At 69.9% G+C, this 15,926-nt stretch carries 16 protein-coding genes; 7 read left to right on the top strand and 9 right to left on the bottom strand.

Going from position 1 to position 15,926, the window contains the following annotated elements; translation table 11 throughout:
* Positions 1 to 71 precede the first annotated feature (71 nt).
* A complete protein-coding gene (locus VPH61_RS04695) occupies positions 72 to 1,172 on the bottom strand; it encodes an SDR family NAD(P)-dependent oxidoreductase (RefSeq protein ID WP_332062351.1) in 1,101 nt (366 codons plus the stop codon).
* 73 nt (positions 1,173 to 1,245) lie between these two features.
* On the opposite strand from VPH61_RS04695, the gene VPH61_RS04690 reads away from it, so the two are divergent.
* From VPH61_RS04690 to VPH61_RS04680, 3 genes are all read left to right on the top strand, one after another.
* Positions 1,246 to 1,824 (top strand): TetR/AcrR family transcriptional regulator, encoded by a 579-nt coding sequence (locus VPH61_RS04690; RefSeq protein WP_332062350.1) that lies wholly within the window; start codon positions 1,246 to 1,248, stop codon positions 1,822 to 1,824.
* 288 nt (positions 1,825 to 2,112) lie between these two features.
* Positions 2,113 to 3,030, top strand: a complete 918-nt coding sequence (locus VPH61_RS04685; protein WP_332062349.1) for a DNA-3-methyladenine glycosylase family protein — start codon at positions 2,113 to 2,115, stop codon at positions 3,028 to 3,030.
* A gap of 119 nt (positions 3,031 to 3,149) precedes the next feature.
* On the top strand, positions 3,150 to 3,701 hold the full coding sequence (locus tag VPH61_RS04680) for a hypothetical protein (RefSeq protein ID WP_332062348.1): 552 nt from the start codon (positions 3,150 to 3,152) through the stop codon (positions 3,699 to 3,701).
* Between the two features lie 7 nt (positions 3,702 to 3,708).
* Here the strand turns inward: VPH61_RS04680 and VPH61_RS04675 are convergent, their stop codons facing one another.
* Positions 3,709 to 4,119, bottom strand: coding sequence for a winged helix-turn-helix transcriptional regulator (locus VPH61_RS04675; protein ID WP_332062347.1), 411 nt, complete (start codon positions 4,117 to 4,119; stop codon positions 3,709 to 3,711).
* 99 nt (positions 4,120 to 4,218) lie between these two features.
* Between VPH61_RS04675 and VPH61_RS04670 the strand changes: the two genes are divergently transcribed.
* Complete coding sequence (locus VPH61_RS04670; protein WP_332062346.1) at positions 4,219 to 6,531, top strand: LLM class flavin-dependent oxidoreductase; 2,313 nt, start codon at positions 4,219 to 4,221, stop codon at positions 6,529 to 6,531.
* On the top strand, positions 6,464 to 7,255 hold the full coding sequence (locus VPH61_RS04665; protein ID WP_332062345.1) for an NADPH-dependent F420 reductase: 792 nt from the start codon (positions 6,464 to 6,466) through the stop codon (positions 7,253 to 7,255). The genes VPH61_RS04670 and VPH61_RS04665 overlap by 68 nt, the downstream gene beginning before the upstream one ends.
* 56 nt (positions 7,256 to 7,311) lie before the next feature.
* Here VPH61_RS04665 and VPH61_RS04660 read toward each other — a convergent pair whose 3' ends face one another.
* The 5 genes from VPH61_RS04660 to VPH61_RS04640 form a co-directional block, all read right to left on the bottom strand.
* Positions 7,312 to 7,656 carry a cupin domain-containing protein gene (locus tag VPH61_RS04660; RefSeq protein ID WP_332062344.1) on the bottom strand — a complete coding sequence of 115 codons (345 nt, stop codon included), beginning with the start codon at positions 7,654 to 7,656 and terminating at the stop codon, positions 7,312 to 7,314.
* 457 nt (positions 7,657 to 8,113) lie between these two features.
* On the bottom strand, positions 8,114 to 9,322 hold the full coding sequence (locus tag VPH61_RS04655; RefSeq protein ID WP_332062343.1) for a hypothetical protein: 1,209 nt from the start codon (positions 9,320 to 9,322) through the stop codon (positions 8,114 to 8,116).
* A 118-nt stretch (positions 9,323 to 9,440) separates the two neighbouring features.
* Positions 9,441 to 9,713 carry an HNH endonuclease signature motif containing protein gene (locus tag VPH61_RS04650; protein ID WP_332062342.1) on the bottom strand — a complete coding sequence of 91 codons (273 nt, stop codon included), beginning with the start codon at positions 9,711 to 9,713 and terminating at the stop codon, positions 9,441 to 9,443.
* A 26-nt stretch (positions 9,714 to 9,739) separates the two neighbouring features.
* Positions 9,740 to 10,537 (bottom strand): hypothetical protein, encoded by a 798-nt coding sequence (locus VPH61_RS04645; RefSeq protein ID WP_332062341.1) that lies wholly within the window; start codon positions 10,535 to 10,537, stop codon positions 9,740 to 9,742.
* 91 nt (positions 10,538 to 10,628) lie between these two features.
* Positions 10,629 to 11,507: a carbohydrate kinase family protein gene (locus VPH61_RS04640; protein ID WP_332062340.1), complete on the bottom strand. Its 879-nt coding sequence runs from the start codon at positions 11,505 to 11,507 to the stop codon at positions 10,629 to 10,631.
* Positions 11,508 to 11,643: 136 nt separating this feature from the next.
* Here VPH61_RS04640 and VPH61_RS04635 point away from each other — a divergent pair, with 136 nt between their 5' ends.
* Both VPH61_RS04635 and VPH61_RS04630 read left to right on the top strand, forming a co-directional pair.
* A complete protein-coding gene (locus tag VPH61_RS04635) occupies positions 11,644 to 11,868 on the top strand; it encodes a hypothetical protein (RefSeq protein WP_332062339.1) in 225 nt (74 codons plus the stop codon).
* A gap of 53 nt (positions 11,869 to 11,921) precedes the next feature.
* Complete coding sequence (locus tag VPH61_RS04630; protein WP_332062338.1) at positions 11,922 to 12,842, top strand: BadF/BadG/BcrA/BcrD ATPase family protein; 921 nt, start codon at positions 11,922 to 11,924, stop codon at positions 12,840 to 12,842.
* A gap of 8 nt (positions 12,843 to 12,850) precedes the next feature.
* Here the strand turns inward: VPH61_RS04630 and VPH61_RS04625 are convergent, their stop codons facing one another.
* Together VPH61_RS04625 and VPH61_RS04620 are read right to left on the bottom strand one after the other, a co-directional pair.
* Positions 12,851 to 14,284 (bottom strand): pyridoxal phosphate-dependent decarboxylase family protein, encoded by a 1,434-nt coding sequence (locus VPH61_RS04625; RefSeq protein ID WP_332062337.1) that lies wholly within the window; start codon positions 14,282 to 14,284, stop codon positions 12,851 to 12,853.
* 408 nt (positions 14,285 to 14,692) lie between these two features.
* Complete coding sequence (locus VPH61_RS04620) at positions 14,693 to 15,853, bottom strand: mandelate racemase/muconate lactonizing enzyme family protein (RefSeq protein WP_332062336.1); 1,161 nt, start codon at positions 15,851 to 15,853, stop codon at positions 14,693 to 14,695.
* Between the last annotated feature and the right edge of the window lie 73 nt (positions 15,854 to 15,926).

Genomic DNA, 15,926 nt, shown 5'->3' with positions numbered 1-15,926 from the left:
GGGCCATCGTGCGGGATCTCCTGAATTTCACATCACCGAGACACGTCAGACGACGGGTGCCCCGGCGCCGACTATGCCGCCGACCAGCCGCCGTCGCTCGCGAGCACCACACCGTTGATGTTCACGCCGTCGTCGCTCAGGAGGAAGGTGATCGACGCGGCGAGGGCCTCGGCCTCGGCGGCATCCGGAAGGATCGTCATCGCGAGCTGCACGCGCTCGGCGCCGAGCGGCGAGGCGAACTTCGCCTCGATGTTCGTGATCGTCGCGCCGGGGGCGACCGCGTTGACGCGCAGGCCGCTCGGGCCGTACATGAACGCCGTCGACTTCGTGAGGCCGACGACGGCGTGCTTCGACGCCGTGTAGGCGACGCCGGCGGCGGATCCGCGAAGCGCGGCTTCGGAGGCGGTGTTCACGATCGAGCCGGTGCCGCGGGCGACCATCGCAGGCACGACGGCGCGCATGAGCTTCATGGTGCCGTCGACGTTGACCGAGAACACGCGCTGCCAGACGGCGTCGGTGAGCTCGCCGATCGGCGTCATGTCGTCCATGATGCCGGCGATGTTCGCGAGGCCGTCGATGCGGTCGCCGGCCGCGGCGACGATCTCGGCGACCTTGGCGTCGTCGGTGATGTCGGCCACGAGGGTCACGATCTCGGCGCCGGCGTGCTCGGCGGCGAAGTCGTCGAGGCGCTCCTGCGAGACGTCGACGGCGATGACCCGGCCGCCCTCACGGGTGACGCGCGAGGCGGTGGCCCGGCCGATGCCCGAGCCGGCGCCGGTGACGATGACCGTCTTGCCGGCGAAGCGGCCCTGGTCGAGGCGCTCGACCCATTCGGGGCGCTCGATCGAGGCTGCGGTGTCGGCAGCGCCGGCCTCGGCCCCGGCTCCGGTCGTCGCAGGAGCGGACGCCGGCGCCTGGGCGGCGGCATCCGCTGCACCCGTCGGCACGTCGCCGGCCGCCGCACGCGCGACGAGCTGGTCGACCATCTCCTGGCTGAACTGGCCCTTGCTGAGCTTGATGAGCCGCTTGATGGCGAGGCGCTGCACGGGGCGCATGACGTCGGCATCCTGGCCGGCCTGCGCGAGCAGGTCGCGGAGGATCGGGCCGCCGACGGGGTGCTCGAGCCAGGTCTTGATCGAGTCGTCGCCCGAGAGGGTCTTGGGGGTGCTCATGGTGGTGCTTCCTTCTCTTCGATGTGGTGCGAAGCCATACCGGACATCCTTGTCCGGTAGTAAGGTAGCACTCGTGCCTGAACGTGGGACGGGAACTTCCGAGGGCCGCAGGGCCAATCGCGGGCCGAGCGCCGGTCCCGGCAATCGCCGCGCGATCATCGCCGCCGCGCGCGAGGTCTTCGCCGTCGACGGCCTTCAGGGACCGTTCAACGCGATCGCCAAGAAGGCCGGTGTCGGGCAGGGCAGCCTCTACCGTCACTTCCCCGACCGCCTCTCGCTCGCGGTCGCGGTCTTCGACGAGAACATCGACGAACTCGAGGCCGCCGTCGAGCCCGAGAACGCGACCCTCGACGACCTGCTCGAGGCGATCATCGGGCAGGCCGTCGCGTCGACGGCGCTCGTCGACCTCATCTGGCAGCACCAGCACGACGAGCGGGTGGCCCATCTCGGTGCACGACTCGCGGCCGTCGTCGGGGCGGTCGTCGCGCGCGAACGCGCGGCGGGGCGCATCGCCGACACCGTCGAAGACGCCGACGTGCTCCTCGCCGTCTCGATGCTCGCCGACCTGCTCGCGCGCACGGGCGCAGACGAGCGCCGCCCGGCCGCCCGGCGAGCTTGGGCGATCTTCCACGCCGCGTTCGAACCGCGCTGAGGCGGCGCTCGCAGACCAGCGAGGCAGTGAGCCCGCGGGTCAGTGACTGAGCGAGCGAGGCTTCAGGCGGTGACGGATGCCTCGGCGCCCGTGTCGGCGGTGGCGGCCGCGGCATCCGCTTCGTCGCTGCTGACTTCGTCGTCGCCGTCTTCGGCGGTGCGCCGTGCAGTCGCCGTGACGATGGCCGCGACTTCGCCGATCGGCAGGCAGGTTTCGAGACACTCGCTGGCGCTCGCTCCTCAACCCGCGAGCACGGCGACTGTCAGGTGCGTGGGGCACACTGGAGCCGTGATCGCCGACCATGCCCTCAGATGGCGGCCGAGGTATCCGACCGACCTGCGGCAGACGCTCGGCTCGCTGCGGCGCGGCGGCGGCGACCCGGCGTTCCTGTTCGATGCGAGCGGCGCCGTCTGGCGCACGTCGCGCACCGCCGATGGCGACGCGACCCTGCGCCTGACCCAGCCCGATGCCGAGACCCTGCGCTGCGAGGCGTGGGGCCCGGGCGCAGGGGCGGCGGTCGCACAGGCGCCCGAACTGCTCGGCGACGCCGACGACCCGTCGGAGTTCGAACCGCTGCTGCCGTTGATCGACGACGCGCACCGGCGCAACCCGGGCCTGCGCATTCCGCGGACCGCGCAGGTCTTCGAGGCCCTCGCCGCGTCGATCCTCGAGCAGAAGGTCATCACCCTGCAGGCACACGAGTCGTGGCGGCGATTGCTGACGACGTTCGGCGACCCGGCCCCCGGCCCGACGCCGCGGCCGATGCGCGTGGTGCCGTCGCCCGAGGTCTGGCGCACCATCCCGAGCTGGGAGTGGCACCGGGCGGGCGTCGACCCGAAGCGGGCGCGCACGCTGGCGAATGCGGCGGGGTACGCCGACAAGCTCGAGGCCGTCGTCGAGATGAGCCCAGCGGATGCCGCGGCTCGCCTCTCCCTCATGCCGGGCGTCGGCCCGTGGACGATCGCCGAGGTCGCCCAGCGTGCCCTCGGCGACGCCGACGCGCTCTCGGTCGGCGACTACCACCTCTCCAACTACGTCGGGCATGCGCTCGCCGGGCGCGACATGACCGACGACGAGATGCTCGAGACGCTCGATCCGTGGCGCGGCCACCGGTATCGCGTCGTGCGGCTGCTCGGCGCGGCGGGAGTGCGGGGGCGGCCGAGACGGGGGCCGCGCATGGCCTTCGTCGACCATCGCTCGATCTGATCGGCCTCGTGCGGCCGTCGAGTGGATGTTCCCCTGGTGCATAGGACACGCATAGGCTCAGCAATTACCGTGCTGTGAGGCCGACCCGGCTTCTCCCGATTGCGAAGGACACCTACATCGTGAATACAACCGCCAGCTCCAAGGTCAACGTGCCGCTGATCCTGCTCTGGGTCGCGGCAGTGGCCCTGATCGGCGGGGGCTACTGGCTCCTGAGTTCGTCGACCGCCGCCCAGGTCGAGCTCTACACCGCGGGCTCGCAGGATGTCGCCGGCCTGCTCGGCGCGCAGTCGAACACGACGATTGCAGGTCTGCTGCTCGCCGTCGGCGCACTCGCCGTCGTCATCGCCCTCGCGGTGCACGCGCTCGGCCGGAGTGCTCGAATCGCGTCGGCGGAGGCCGCTGCGCTCGTCGCCGCCGAGGATGCCGCCTTCGAGGCCGAGCTCGACCGTGCCGAGGCCGAGTTCGACCGCGCCGAGGCCGAGGCCGAGGCCGAGGCCGCTGCGGCTGCCGCCGTCGCCCCGGTCGCCGAGGCGCCCGCCGTCGCCGATGAGGTCGTCGTCGAAGAGACCGCGGTCGTCGAGGAGCCCGTTGCCGCGCCCGTTGCCGACGCAGCTCCCGCCGACGCAGCACCTGCTGCGGGCGAGGCCGCTCCGGCGTCCGACCAGAAGTAGTCGGCGCTCAGCCGGCCGAGCGCTCCGTCTCGGCCGGCCGGGCCCGACCCCACTCGACGAGTGGTTGCAGCAATTCGATCAGCTGCAGCCCCGTCGTGCTCGGCGTATAGGTGATCGTCACCGGCGTCGTCGCCTGCACGTGCCGCTCGAGGATGCCCTCGTCTTCGAGCTCCTTGAGGCGTGCGGCGAGCAGCCGGTCGGAGATGCCCGTGACCGTGCCGCGGTACTCCGAGAAGCGGCGGGCCCCGCGCACGCCCGCGAGGAGGATCGCGGCGTTCCACTTGCGCCCCGCGAACTCGACCGTGCTCTGGAAGCGCCGGCACTCCGCCTCGTCGATGTGGCCGAGGTCGTGCAGGCGGGCACGTCGCTCATCGAGCCGCGCGACCGCCGCGGCATCCGCTTCGTCATCACTAACCATAGGTAAGTAGCTTACCCGTGTCGTGCGCCCGCGTCGACTGTGCTGCAGGATGGCAGGGTGGCGCAGCGTGCGTGTGCGCCCGCGATCGATCGGAGCACCATGCACTACGGCCACGAACTGCAGTTCGGCACCTTCATCACGCCGAAGAACGATCCGCCGCAGTTCGCCGTGCGCCTCGCCGAACTCAGCGAGGCGTCGGGGTACGACCTCGTCACGTTCCAGGATCACCCCTACCAGCCGGCGTTCCACGACACGCAGACCCTGCTCACCTGGGTCGCCGCGCGCACCGCGTGCATCCACGTCGCCGCCAACGTCGCGAACCTGCCACTGCGGCCCCCGGCCGTGCTCGCGCGCGCCGCCGCGAGCCTCGACCTGCTCTCGGGCGGGCGCTTCGAGCTCGGCCTCGGCGCCGGAGGGTTCTGGGACGCGATCGATGCGATGGGCGGCCGCAAGCTCACGCCGGGGCAGGCGGTCGACGCGCTCTCCGAGGGCATCGACGTCATCCGCGGCATCTGGGACCAGGGCGAACACGCGCGCTTCCAGCTCGACGGCACCTATTACCGGGTCGACGGCGCGAAGCGCGGGCCCGCGCCGGCGCACAACATCCCGATCATCATCGGCGCGCTGAAGCCCCGCATGCTCCGGCTCATCGGCCGCAAGGGCGACGGCTGGCTGCCCTCGCTCGGCTACATGCAGCCCGGCGACTACGCGGCGGGTAACGCCCGCATCGACGAGGCTGCGATCGCGGCCGGTCGCGATCCCCGCGAGATCCGGCGCCTCGTGAACATCGGCGGCCGATTCGGGGGCGGCGGCGGGTTCCTGAACGGCTCGGCCGCGCAGTGGGTCGACGACCTGCTGCCCTACGCCGTCGACGACGGCGTAGGCACGTTCATCCTCGCGAGCGACGACCCCGGCACGATCGTGCACTTCGCCGAGGAGGTCGCGCCGGCCCTGCGCGAAGCGGTCGCACGAGAGCTGCGAACAGCGGATGCCGCGGCATCCCCCGACTCGATCTCGCTGTCTGCCAGCCCTTCGACAGGCTCAGGGAGCAGGGTGGTGCGGAGTGCCTCCGTGCGCGCGAAGCGGCGCGACGGCATCGACTACGACGCGGTGCCCGCACCGCTCGCCGCCGACGCCGTCGAGCCCGGCGACGCCGGCTACGTGCGCGTCAAGTCGACGTACATGCGGGGCGGCGCTCCCGGCCTCGTGCTGCGCCCGGCCGACGCGGCCCAGGTCGCCGACGCGGTCGACTTCGCGCGCGGGAACCCCGACGTGCCGCTCGGCGTGCGCAGCGGCGGCCACGGCATCAGCGGACGCTCGACGAACGACGGCGGCATCGTCATCGACCTCTCGCGGCTGAACGCGATGGAGGTGCTCGACGAGGCGAAGCGGCTCGTGCGCGTCGGGGCGGGTGCGCGCTGGCAGGACGTCGCGGCGTTCCTCGCACCGCACAGCTGGGCGCTCTCGTCGGGCGACTACGGGGGAGTGGGCGTCGGCGGACTCGCGACGGCGGGCGGCATCGGCTGGCTCGTACGCGAGCACGGCCTCACGATCGACCATGTGCGCGCCGTCGAGATGGTGCTGGCCGACGGCAGCATCGTGCGAGCGGATGCCTCGCAGCATCCCGATCTCTTCTGGGCTGTGCGCGGCGCCGGGGCGAACGTCGGCATCGTCACGGCGTTCGAGTTCGAGGTCGACGAGGTCGGCCAGCTCGGCTTCGCGCAGCTCGCGTTCGACGCGAGCGACACCGCCGGGTTCCTGCAGGCCTGGGGCGACTGGGTCGTGGATTCGCCGCGCGATGTCACGAGCTTCCTGATCATGGGCGGAAGTCGCCCGGGCGAACCGCCGGTCGCCCGGGTCATGGCCGTGATCGACTCCGACGACCCCGACACTGTCATCGCCCGGCTGCAGCCGCTCGCCGAGGCCGCGCCGCTCGTCGGGCAGGACGTGCGGCTCACGACGTACGAGTCGATCATGGCGAACGCCGCCGACGGCAGCCACGGCGCCGAGGGTGAGCCGACCGCGCGCACCGGCATCATCGGCCGCATCACGCCGGAGTTCGCGGCCGACGCCGCCCGCTTCATCGCGAGCGGGGCGAGCTACTTCTTCCAGCTGCGCGCAGTCGGCGGCGCCGTGCACGACGTGCCGGCCGACGCGACGGCCTTCGCCCACCGCTCGGCCGAGTTCTCGGTCGTCGCGTTCGGGTCGAGTCGCCACCGGACGAGTGAGCGCTGGAACGAGCTCATGGCGCCGCACTTCTCCGGCGCCTACGTGAGCTTCGAGACCGAGGTGGGGCCTGCGACCGTCGCGGCGGCCTACCCGCCCGCGACGCTCGAGCGGCTGCGTGCGATCAAGCGCGAGGTCGATCCGGGCAACCTGTTCCGCGACAACACGAACATCCAGCCGGCGTGACCTGATTCGTCACCTTCGGATTCTCCGGAATCAAATGTCGGCGCGTGCGTTGCATCCGAGCATGACGAACCTCGCACCAACTGACATCGGAATCATCGGCGCCGGCAACATCGGCGGCACTCTCGCACGGCGCCTCGTCGAGCTCGGCCACCGGGTGACCATCGCGAACTCGCGCGGCCCCGAGACGCTCTCCGAACTCGTGGCCGAACTCGGCCCGAACGCGACGGCCGGCACGGTGACCGAGGCCGCCGAGGCCGGCGAGTTCGTCATCGTGTCCGTGCCGCTGAAGGCCTATCGCGACATCCCCGTGGCGCCGCTCGCCGGCAAGGTCGTGATCGACACGAACAACTACTACTGGGAGCGCGACGGCCGCATCGCCTCGCTCGATTCCGGCGAGGCGACGGTCTCGGGGCTGCTGCAGGCGCACCTGCCCGAGTCGAAGGTCGCGAAGGGCTTCAACAACATCGCCGCAGCGGCGCTCCTCACCGACGGCACTCCCGCCGGAACCCCCGGGCGCCGGGCACTGTCGACCGCGAGCGACTTCGACGAGGCCGCCGCGCTCGTCGCCGACCTCCTCGACGACCTCGGGTTCGACGCCGTCGTCATCGGCACGCTCGCCGAGAGCTGGCGCGCCGAGCGCGACCAGCCGGCGTACGTCACGCCGCAGAACCGTGAGGAGCTCCTGGCGAACCTCGCGCGGGCGGAGCGGCTGCTCGCGGCCTGACCCGGCTTGGGCAGGCTCGGCCCGCACTCATCTGAGGGTCGCGCCTGTCGAGGCCGTTACTCGAGCCAGTCGGTGATGAAGGTCGGGCTCGCGTGGATGTGCGTCGAGATCATGGCCTCGGGCCCGATGATCACGAACTTGTGCGGCGTCTGCGCCGGCACGACGAGCACCTGGCCTCCGACCGCCTCGAGCTGTTCGTCGCCGACGGTGAACAGTGCGCGCCCGTGCCGGATGACGAACGTCTCGGAATAGGGATGCCGGTGCAGTCGCGGGCCCGAGCCGACCTTCGAGCTGTAGGTGAGGATGAGCGAGACCTCGGAGCCGATCGAGGCGCCCTCGATCGACTCGTGCCAGTAGACATCGTCTTCGGCCACGCCGTCGCGCTGATGCATCAGAACCATGCTGCGCTCCTCACTCGGCAGGCACACGACTTTCGCGCACACGGTACACCCGGCGCCTCGCGACCGCATGCGCGAGTCGTCGCGAGTGCGCCACCCGTTCCTCAGGCGTTCGGACGCTCGGGCGCCCACCCACTGGCGCTCAAGCGCGGACGCGAGGAGAATCAGGCGCCCCAACTGCTTGGACAGTCGCTCGGGCTACCCAGCCACTCGGCCGCCCGGCATTCAGGCGACAGGGGCGGTGCCGCTGGGTCCAGCGCGCCGACGGGCGAGCGCAGCGGCACGACGAGCGGGCTGACACTGGGACTCGCCCTCAACCGAGATCGATCCAATCAACCCGAGACCATCGACGCTCATCAGCACCACGAGCAAGGCACTAACCTGTCGTGCGTTCACCCCCTGACGGGGTGCACGTTTGCCGACCTCAGCGCTACAGGGCTCCCGAGCTACTGCAGTCAGGTCAAGCCGCACCAGACGGCCTCAAGAGCGTCACGAGTGCACCGACGAGTGCACCCGACATTGCCCCCGCGATCGTCGCGACAGCGATTATTCGGGTGTCAACGCGCATCGAAAGCTGCTCAACTGTCGCGCGGAGTGTGTCGATCTCAAGGGTGTCGATGCTGTTCAAAAACTGCGGGTACTCCGTCTTGAAGATGAGGCCTATGCCCTGACGCTGCGCGCTTGTGTCGTAGATGTACCTGCCTTCGATGCAGTGACGCTGATTTCGCTCGATTGTTGCCAGGTGCATCCAGAGCCTCGCAACGCCTTTCGACATCTTGCGACGTAGCCCACGATTCTTCCACCGCAGGCGGATCGACCGGATGAAAGGCTCTGCCGCTGTCCTAGCGATCTCGTATTGATGTTGCAGCAGGTCGGCGAGTTCGCGGCGCGCTTTTATCTCCGTTCCCGAAACAGAATCGCCGAAGCTACGCATCTTTGCGAAGGTGTTGACGGTAAGTGAGAAGGATCTCGAGAGCCGATGGGCGAGTTCGAGCACGTCCGGTTCGGACGGACAGTCGATTCTTACGGTGAACCGGCCCTCTTCACGCAGCCGGACCTTCGACGTGTCCGCGGCCGGAGCGACAAGGAGGTCTTGGTGTGCGAAGGGGTACTTACAGTAGGGGCCGCACGGTTGATTACGCGGCGAAAGCCCAAGCTCATCCAAGGCGTCCGAGATAATCTCCATGGCCGCGAAGCCACCGTAGTAGCCCAGAGAGTGCTCAGTCGCGTTTCGGTCCCAGAGCACGAGAAGTTGGACGCCGTCCCAAGCGACCCAGTACTCTTCGGCCGGAATTCCTCGTTCGCCCCGATCCTGGGGTTGGAGACGCTGCGGAACGTTGATCGCCATGAGGATTGGCGTTCGGAAGGACGCAACGTGAATGTGAAGGTGCGGCCCATCCGGTTTTCCGTCTGTCCGCCCCTGGCGCCACCCCGCAGCTGAGAACGACTCCGGGCGGAGCTCGTTCTCACCCGACGATGGCGCGCGCAACTCTTTTACGCGAGCATCACTCGTGAGCTGTGCAACAAGCTGGTCATAGAACTCGTTGGGTGTGGGCACGCTTGTATGACCGTGATCACGCGCGGGAAGCGCAAAGAAGAGTATTCCCACTCGCCCCACGTACGCGATGGGAGCCTTCTGTTCTTCGATCTCGCGGTCGATCTCATCCAACACGGACGATTTAGTCATTGGCCCCCCTACCACGTGCGCTGAAAGTACCATGCGCCATGGTGTTCAGGAATGGACCGGCGCTAATACTCCGCCCGGAGAGCGTGCTACAGAGGATGTACTAACGGCGAGCGCTGTTGTCGGCGTGCGTGGCACCGCCGTTCCGCCACGGGAGGACTTGGTGCACGTCGGTTGCCCACGTCGGGGTGTCGCACACGGGGATGATGCAACCGCCGGCGCGGGCGGCGAGGGCGCGGCGCTGCGCGGGTGAAGCACCGTTCGGGGCGCCGATGCCGACGACCCGCCCGTTGGCGCCGAGCGTGACACGCTGGATGCCGCTCGCGCTCGCGTGCTGTTCGACCGCCCGCATCGAGATCGGTTCGTCGCAAGGCATTGCCCCATCAGACGCAATTCGACCTGTTAGAGCGACCTATCCGCGAGATGCCGAACCATTCGGTTGATTGAGTCGATGGCCAGGGCCAAGAGGTCTTGCACCTCATCTTGGTCGTAGGTCTTTTCTGGATGTTGGGTCGGATTTCGAAAGTTCGACCGCAAGCTGTCCAGGTTGTCTAGGAGAAGATTGGCTGGAGCATTCCGCTTGCCTCTCATGTGGCTGATCATCGCCGCCCACATTCGTGGCTCATTGATTCGATCACGGCGGACAACGCGACAGTAGAAGTCGCGCAGTACGGCCTCGGTGCCTCGCAGGATATGAAAGCCCGCAGCGGTCGGCAGATCGTATGCGAGGGCTTTGCCACCCTCCTCGAAGTCGTAACGCGCCAAGTCGGGCATGGATTCGTAAACACCCGGGCCCATGAGCGACCCAACATCAGTAATGAGTTTGGCAACTGTGTAGCGCTTGTCCGACGCGATGAAGGCGACCTTGCCCTTTGATTCTGCGAGAAGCGTCTCTCGCAAGATACCGGCCGCATTGACGATGCGAGTGGTCTCGTTGTCTGTTAGTCCACGCTGGCCAATCCACTCGTCATCGCCTTCGTGATCAGCAAGATCCTTCGCAAGTTCGTCGCGGACTTTGAACAACGCGTAACCCACGCGTGAAGTCACATAGAACTCGTACGCGTCGAGCATGTGCTCAAGGCTGTTGATATTGAAGAGTACGTGCGCGTCGCCGTAGACAGTGAAGCCAGGCTTCATGTCCATCAGATATCGGACCGCCGTACCCAAGAAGATGTACCCGTCCGTTGACCGCTGTTCCATGGGGCCCCTTCCCGACGCAACTCGCCCAAATGTAGCAAGCAGCACAAGGTCAACTCGGGAACTCGGGTCCGCGGCCCGCAGGAAGGAAGACTCAGCCGAGCCCGAGCAGCCCGTCGAGCACGGGATGCAGGTGCCGCGTCGTGAGCACGGTCGCGGCATGCCGCGCGCCGGCCTCGAGCGCCTCGTCGAGCGGCACGCCGTCGAGGTGCGCGTCGAGCACTCCGGACATGAAGGCGTCGCCGGCCCCGTTGGTGTCGAGCACCTCGACGGGCACGGCCGCGACCTCGGACCGGAGCATCCGCCCGTGGTCGCCGGCGCTGATCGCGATCGCGCCCTGCGCCCCGAGCGTGCAGACGACGACGGATGCCCCGCCGCGCACGCACTGCTCCATGAACGGTCGTGGGTCGCCGCCGATGCGGTCGGCGTTCATGAAGATCCAGTCGGCGGCCGTGATGAACGGGCGGTGGAAGTCGGCCGTGCCGTCGTAGTCGTGGATGTCCGTCCAGATCGGCCGGCCGGTGGCGCGCGCCGCGCCGATGAGTCCGCGGGAACGCTCCGAGAGATCGAGCACGATCGCCGGGGCATCCCGCATCGCCTGCGCGAGTTCCGTCGACGGCGGCGTTCCCGGATCGGCCGGCGCGCTCAGGTAGAGCGAGACCCGCTCGCCCTGCCGGGTCATGAGGTTCAGGTGGCTCTCGGTGCGCGCGGAGGCGAGGCTCGCGATGGCGACACCGGATGCCTCGAGGGCGCCCCGCACGCGGCGCCCCTCGTCGTCGTCGCCGATGAGGGTGTGCAGCAGCACGGGACGGCCCAGGGTCGCGAGCCCGAGCGCCTTGCCTGCTGAGGTGCCGCCGATCGTCTCGTAGTCGTCGAGCGCGAACTGCATGTGCGGCACCGGCTCCGGCAGGTGCTCGAGGTAGACGATGCGGTTCCAGGCGGCCGGGCCCGAGACGACGATGGGTGCGCTCATGGTTCGCCAGCGTAGTGGCGGCGCGCGGCCTGTTCCGCGATGCGAGGCGGCCTGATGTCGGTCGCGCCGTCGCGCGAGTTTTCCACAGTTGCGCGCGCGAGGCGGCCCGACCCACGATGGCCACTACGGTCGAGGGATGTATGACGTGGTGAGCTTCAACATCTCCTGGATGTATCCGATCGTCTGGGTGCTCTTCGCCCTGGCGCTGCTCGCCGTCATCGGCTGCTTCATCGTGCTGCTCCTCTCGGCCGCGAAGGCGCTCAAGGCCCACGCTCGCTGGCGAACGGTGCAGACCGAGCTCCTGCTCGCCGAGGCGTTGGCGGGCGGCGACTCGGTTTCGTCGGATCCGCCCACGGCGTAGGTGCGACTCCGCCGCATCCGCTCGATGGCACCCCGACTGGTAGCGTCGCAGCCGTGACTTCGAGCACCCTCGCGATCGACGCCGGCCAGTCGGGCATCAAGGTCAGGCACACGGATGCCTCGGGCTCGGGTGAATGGTCGGCCCCCGGCATCCGCACCGACCTGCCGCTGCTGCCGCAACTCGCGCGCATCATCGAGCAGGCGCACGAGGGCGGTCGCACCGCCGCACGCGTCGGGCTGGGGGTCTCGGGGCTGACGGACGACGAGGCCGACGCCGGCTACCTGCTCGCCGCCGCGGCTCCGATCGGCGCGCGCAGCGTGCACCTCGCCCACGACTCGATCACGGCCTACCTCGGTGCGCTCGGCGACGAGCGCGGGGTCGTCGTCGCGGCCGGCACCGGCGTCGTCACCCTCGCGGTCGGCGCCGACGACATCGCTCGAGTCGACGGCTGGGGCCACATCATGGGCGACGCCGGAAGCGGCTACTGGCTCGGGCGAGCGGCGCTCGACGCCGTCATGCGCGCCCACGACGGGCGCGGGGTCGCGACGGCGCTGACCGACGTCGTGCGCGCCGACTTTCCCGACCTCGAGGCCGCCTACATCGAGCTGCAGGCCGACTCCGACCGCGTGCGTCGCGTCGCGTCGTACGCCCGTGCCGTCGCGAATGCCGCCGCAGCCGGTGACGGCGTCGCCGACCAGATCGTCATCGCGGGGGCGCGTGAGCTCGCGGCATCCGCGTTCGCCGGACTTCGCCGGGTCGGTGAATCGGATGCCGCCGGCGCCCAGGTGCGCGGCGTCGGCGGGCTGTTCCTCGGGGACGTGCTCGGGCGGGAGTTCGTGGCTGCGGTGCGGGCCGCGATGCCCGATGCCGAGATCAGGCTCGGCGACGCGCACCCGCTCGACGGCGCCGCGGCGCTCGCCGACGTCGCGCCGACGAGCGCGCTCGCGGCGCACATCGCGGTCGCGCGGGTCTGAGGGCCCGATCAGCCCATCGTGTCGAGGATCGCCACGAGGTGCTCGAACGTCGTGTTCGGGTTCACGATCGCGAAGCGGGTGTTCGGCCGGCCGCCGTGCGAGCTCGGCGTCACGAAGGCGCGCTGCTCGTCGAGGAGCCGCGCCGACCACGCGTCGTAGTCGCCCTTCGTCCAGCCGTCGCGCTCGAACACCACGACCGACAGTTGGGGCGACCGCACGAGGCTGAGCCCCTCGCGTCGCTCGATCTCGTCGGCGACCTGCTGCGCCAGCGCGATCGAGCTCGAGATCGCTTCGCGGTACGCCGTGCCGCCGTAGGTCGCGAGCGAGAACCAGAGCGGCAGGCCGCGCGCCCGGCGCGTGAGGTGGGCCGCGTAGTCCGACGGGCTCCAGTCGCCGCCCTCGGTGAGGGTGTCGAGGTACTCGGCGTGCTGGGTGTGCGCACGGCGGCCCTGCTCGGGGTCGCGGTAGATGAGGGCGCACGCGTCGAAGGGGGCGAAGAGCCACTTGTGGGGGTCGACGATCACCGAGTCGGCGTGCTCGACGCCCGCGAAGCGGGCGCGTGCGAGCGGCGAGAGCATGCCCGCGAGACCGTAGGCCCCGTCGACGTGGAACCAGAACTCGAAGTCGCGCTTCAGCGCCGCGATCGAGGCGAGGTCGTCGACGATGCCGAAGTTCGTCGAGCCGGCCGTCGCGACGACGGCGAAGACGGATGCCCCGTGCTCCTCGAGCGCGGAGCGCACGTCGTCGCCGCGCAGCATGCCGTCGCCGGCCGGCTTCACGGGCACCACGTCGACGTCCATGACGCGGGCGGCCGAGGCGATCGAGGAGTGCGCCTCTGCGCTGCACACGATCTTCCAGCGGCCGCCGGGCGGCGCGGGCACCGCGGCATCCGCTGCGCCGTCGCTCAATCGGCCGCGAGCGTGCTCGCGCGCCGCGACGAGGGCCGAGAGGTTGCCGAGTGTGCCGCCCTGCACGAAGACGCCGCCCGAGCCGGCTGGCAGGCCGAACTCGCGGCCGAGCCAGGAGAGCACCTCGTTCTCGGCGTAGACCGCGCCCGCGCCCTCGAGCCAGGAGCCGCCGTAGAGGGCGCTCGCCGAGACCACGAGGTCGAAGGCGGTCGCGGCCTTCGTCGGCGCCGTCGGGATGAAGGAGAGGTACTGCGGATGGTCGGTCGTGATGCAGGCGGGCGCGAGCACGTGCTCGAAGAGCGCGAGGGCGCGAGCCGCTCCGATGCCCTGCTCGTCGATCGTGCGGCCCGCGAGTCGGCGCAGCTCGGACTCGGAGACGGGCTTGTCGAGCGGCGTGTCGTCGCTCAGGATGCGGCGGCGCGAGTAGCCGAGCACGAGGTCGACGAGATGCGAGGTCTCGTCGGACGTCGAGTGCATGCGCGTCGCGGGGTCGCGCGGCGCGTTCGCGTCGGGGTCGAGTTCAGTGCGGTGCATCCGGAGGTCCCTTTCGGCTCGGCCGAGCCGGTACGCCGGCGGGCCACGGGAAAGTTTCACACAACTCGACGCGACTGCAAAAAAGCGTCACGAATCCTGCGTGGCGCGCCGCTTTCCTGCTGAAATCGACGCTCGAACGCAATGGAGCAAGCTGCCCACGCAACCCCGGCTGCATGTCGCGGCAGACGCCCGGTCGGGCGATCGGGCTCGAGGGCACGCCCGGGCCGCACGTTTTCAGGATTAGCGGCGCCTCGGCATCGTATGTGCAGGCAACACTGCACTCATCCTGAGAAATACCGCTTCACGTGCGCCGACGTTCCGAAGGACCATCGTGCGGGCACGGATGGCGATCGACGCGACCAGAAGTGCGCGGGCGGGCCGCTCGGCCGGGCGCCCCGCCTGTGCGGCTCAGCGGCGCACGAACTCCTGCACGAAGTCCTCGTCGACGCTCACGCCGAGGCCCGGGCCGGTCGGCACCGTGAAATCGCCGTTCGGCGCGACCTCGAGCGGGGTCGTGAGAATCCGGTTCGCGACCGGCAGGGTGAGCGGCTGGTATTCGAACGCGAGCAGCGACGGCGAGCTCGCTGCGACGTGCAGGCCGGCGGCCATCGCGATGCCGAATGCCGCCGAGTGGTGCGGTGCCACCTGCGCGTGGAAGGCGTCGGCGACGGCCGCGATCGCGAGGCCCTCGGTGATGCCCGTGCGCCCGATGTCGGGCTGCGTGAGGCCGACGGCTCGCCGGCTCAGCCAATCGGTGAACTCGAAGCGGCTGCGCATCGCCTCGCCGATGGCGACGGGAGTGTCGATGGATGCGGCGAGGTCGCGGTGGCCCTCGACGTCTTCGGGGGCGAGCGGCGCCTCGAAGAACCAGGCGTGGCGCTCGTCGAGCTCGCGCCCGAGGGCCTTCGCCTCGCCGAGGCGGTAGCTCCAGTGCGCGTCGAGGGCGACCTGCAGGTCGGGGTGCGCGCCGCGCACGGCGTCGTAGGTCGCGAGGTCGGTGCGGAGGTCGGTGCCGAGGTGCATCTTGAACCGGCGCACGCCCGCTTCGACGAGCACCGCGGTCTTCTCGGCGATCTCGGCGTCGTCGGCGCCGCGCACGCCCGACACGTAGGTCGGCAGTACCTCGGCGAACCGCCCGCCTGCGAGTTCGGAGACGGAGAGGCCGGTCGCCTTGCCCCAGAGGTCCCACAGCGCGATGTCGACGGCGGCCATCGCGTCGGCCTGGTGGCCGGTCAGGTGTCCGCGTTCGCGCATCGACTCCGACATCCGGTGCCAGAGCGTGCGCACCGAACGCGGGTCCTCTCCGAGGATGAGCGGGGTGAGCAGGTGGTCGACGATCGCCGCGGCGACCTCGGGGGCGACGGGGGCGAGTCCCTCGCCCCAGCCCACCAGGCCGTCGTCGGTCTCGATCTTCACGATGAGGGTCTCGTAGCCGGGGGAGTAGAGGCTGCGCCACGGCGGCCTGATCATGTAGCCGCGGTGCTCGACCGCCGCCTCGCCCGCGTAGGAGTCGTCGGCATCCTCCTTCGAGATGAAGAGGGGGAAGGTCTGGACGCGCGCGATTTTCACTAGGGTCTCCGGTGACGTGAGTGGTCGAGTGCCGTCGACGGATGCCGCGGCGTGGGGTTCAGTGTGGGTGACG

The organism is Agromyces sp. CCNWLW203 (assembly GCF_036576125.1).
GTDB lineage: Bacteria > Actinomycetota > Actinomycetes > Actinomycetales > Microbacteriaceae > Agromyces.
This window is presented reverse-complemented; position numbering and strand designations above follow the sequence as displayed.

Coding starts and splice junctions, on each gene's coding strand:
- VPH61_RS04695 (WP_332062351.1), bottom strand. CDS start 1,172: ATGAGCACCCCCAAGACCCTCTCGGGCGACGACTCGATCAAGACCTGG.
- VPH61_RS04675 (WP_332062347.1), bottom strand. CDS start 4,119: ATGGTTAGTGATGACGAAGCGGATGCCGCGGCGGTCGCGCGGCTCGAT.
- VPH61_RS04670 (WP_332062346.1), top strand. CDS start 4,219: ATGCACTACGGCCACGAACTGCAGTTCGGCACCTTCATCACGCCGAAG.
- VPH61_RS04660 (WP_332062344.1), bottom strand. CDS start 7,656: ATGGTTCTGATGCATCAGCGCGACGGCGTGGCCGAAGACGATGTCTAC.
- VPH61_RS04650 (WP_332062342.1), bottom strand. CDS start 9,713: ATGCCTTGCGACGAACCGATCTCGATGCGGGCGGTCGAACAGCACGCG.
- VPH61_RS04645 (WP_332062341.1), bottom strand. CDS start 10,537: ATGGAACAGCGGTCAACGGACGGGTACATCTTCTTGGGTACGGCGGTC.
- VPH61_RS04640 (WP_332062340.1), bottom strand. CDS start 11,507: ATGAGCGCACCCATCGTCGTCTCGGGCCCGGCCGCCTGGAACCGCATC.
- VPH61_RS04635 (WP_332062339.1), top strand. CDS start 11,644: ATGTATGACGTGGTGAGCTTCAACATCTCCTGGATGTATCCGATCGTC.
- VPH61_RS04625 (WP_332062337.1), bottom strand. CDS start 14,284: ATGCACCGCACTGAACTCGACCCCGACGCGAACGCGCCGCGCGACCCC.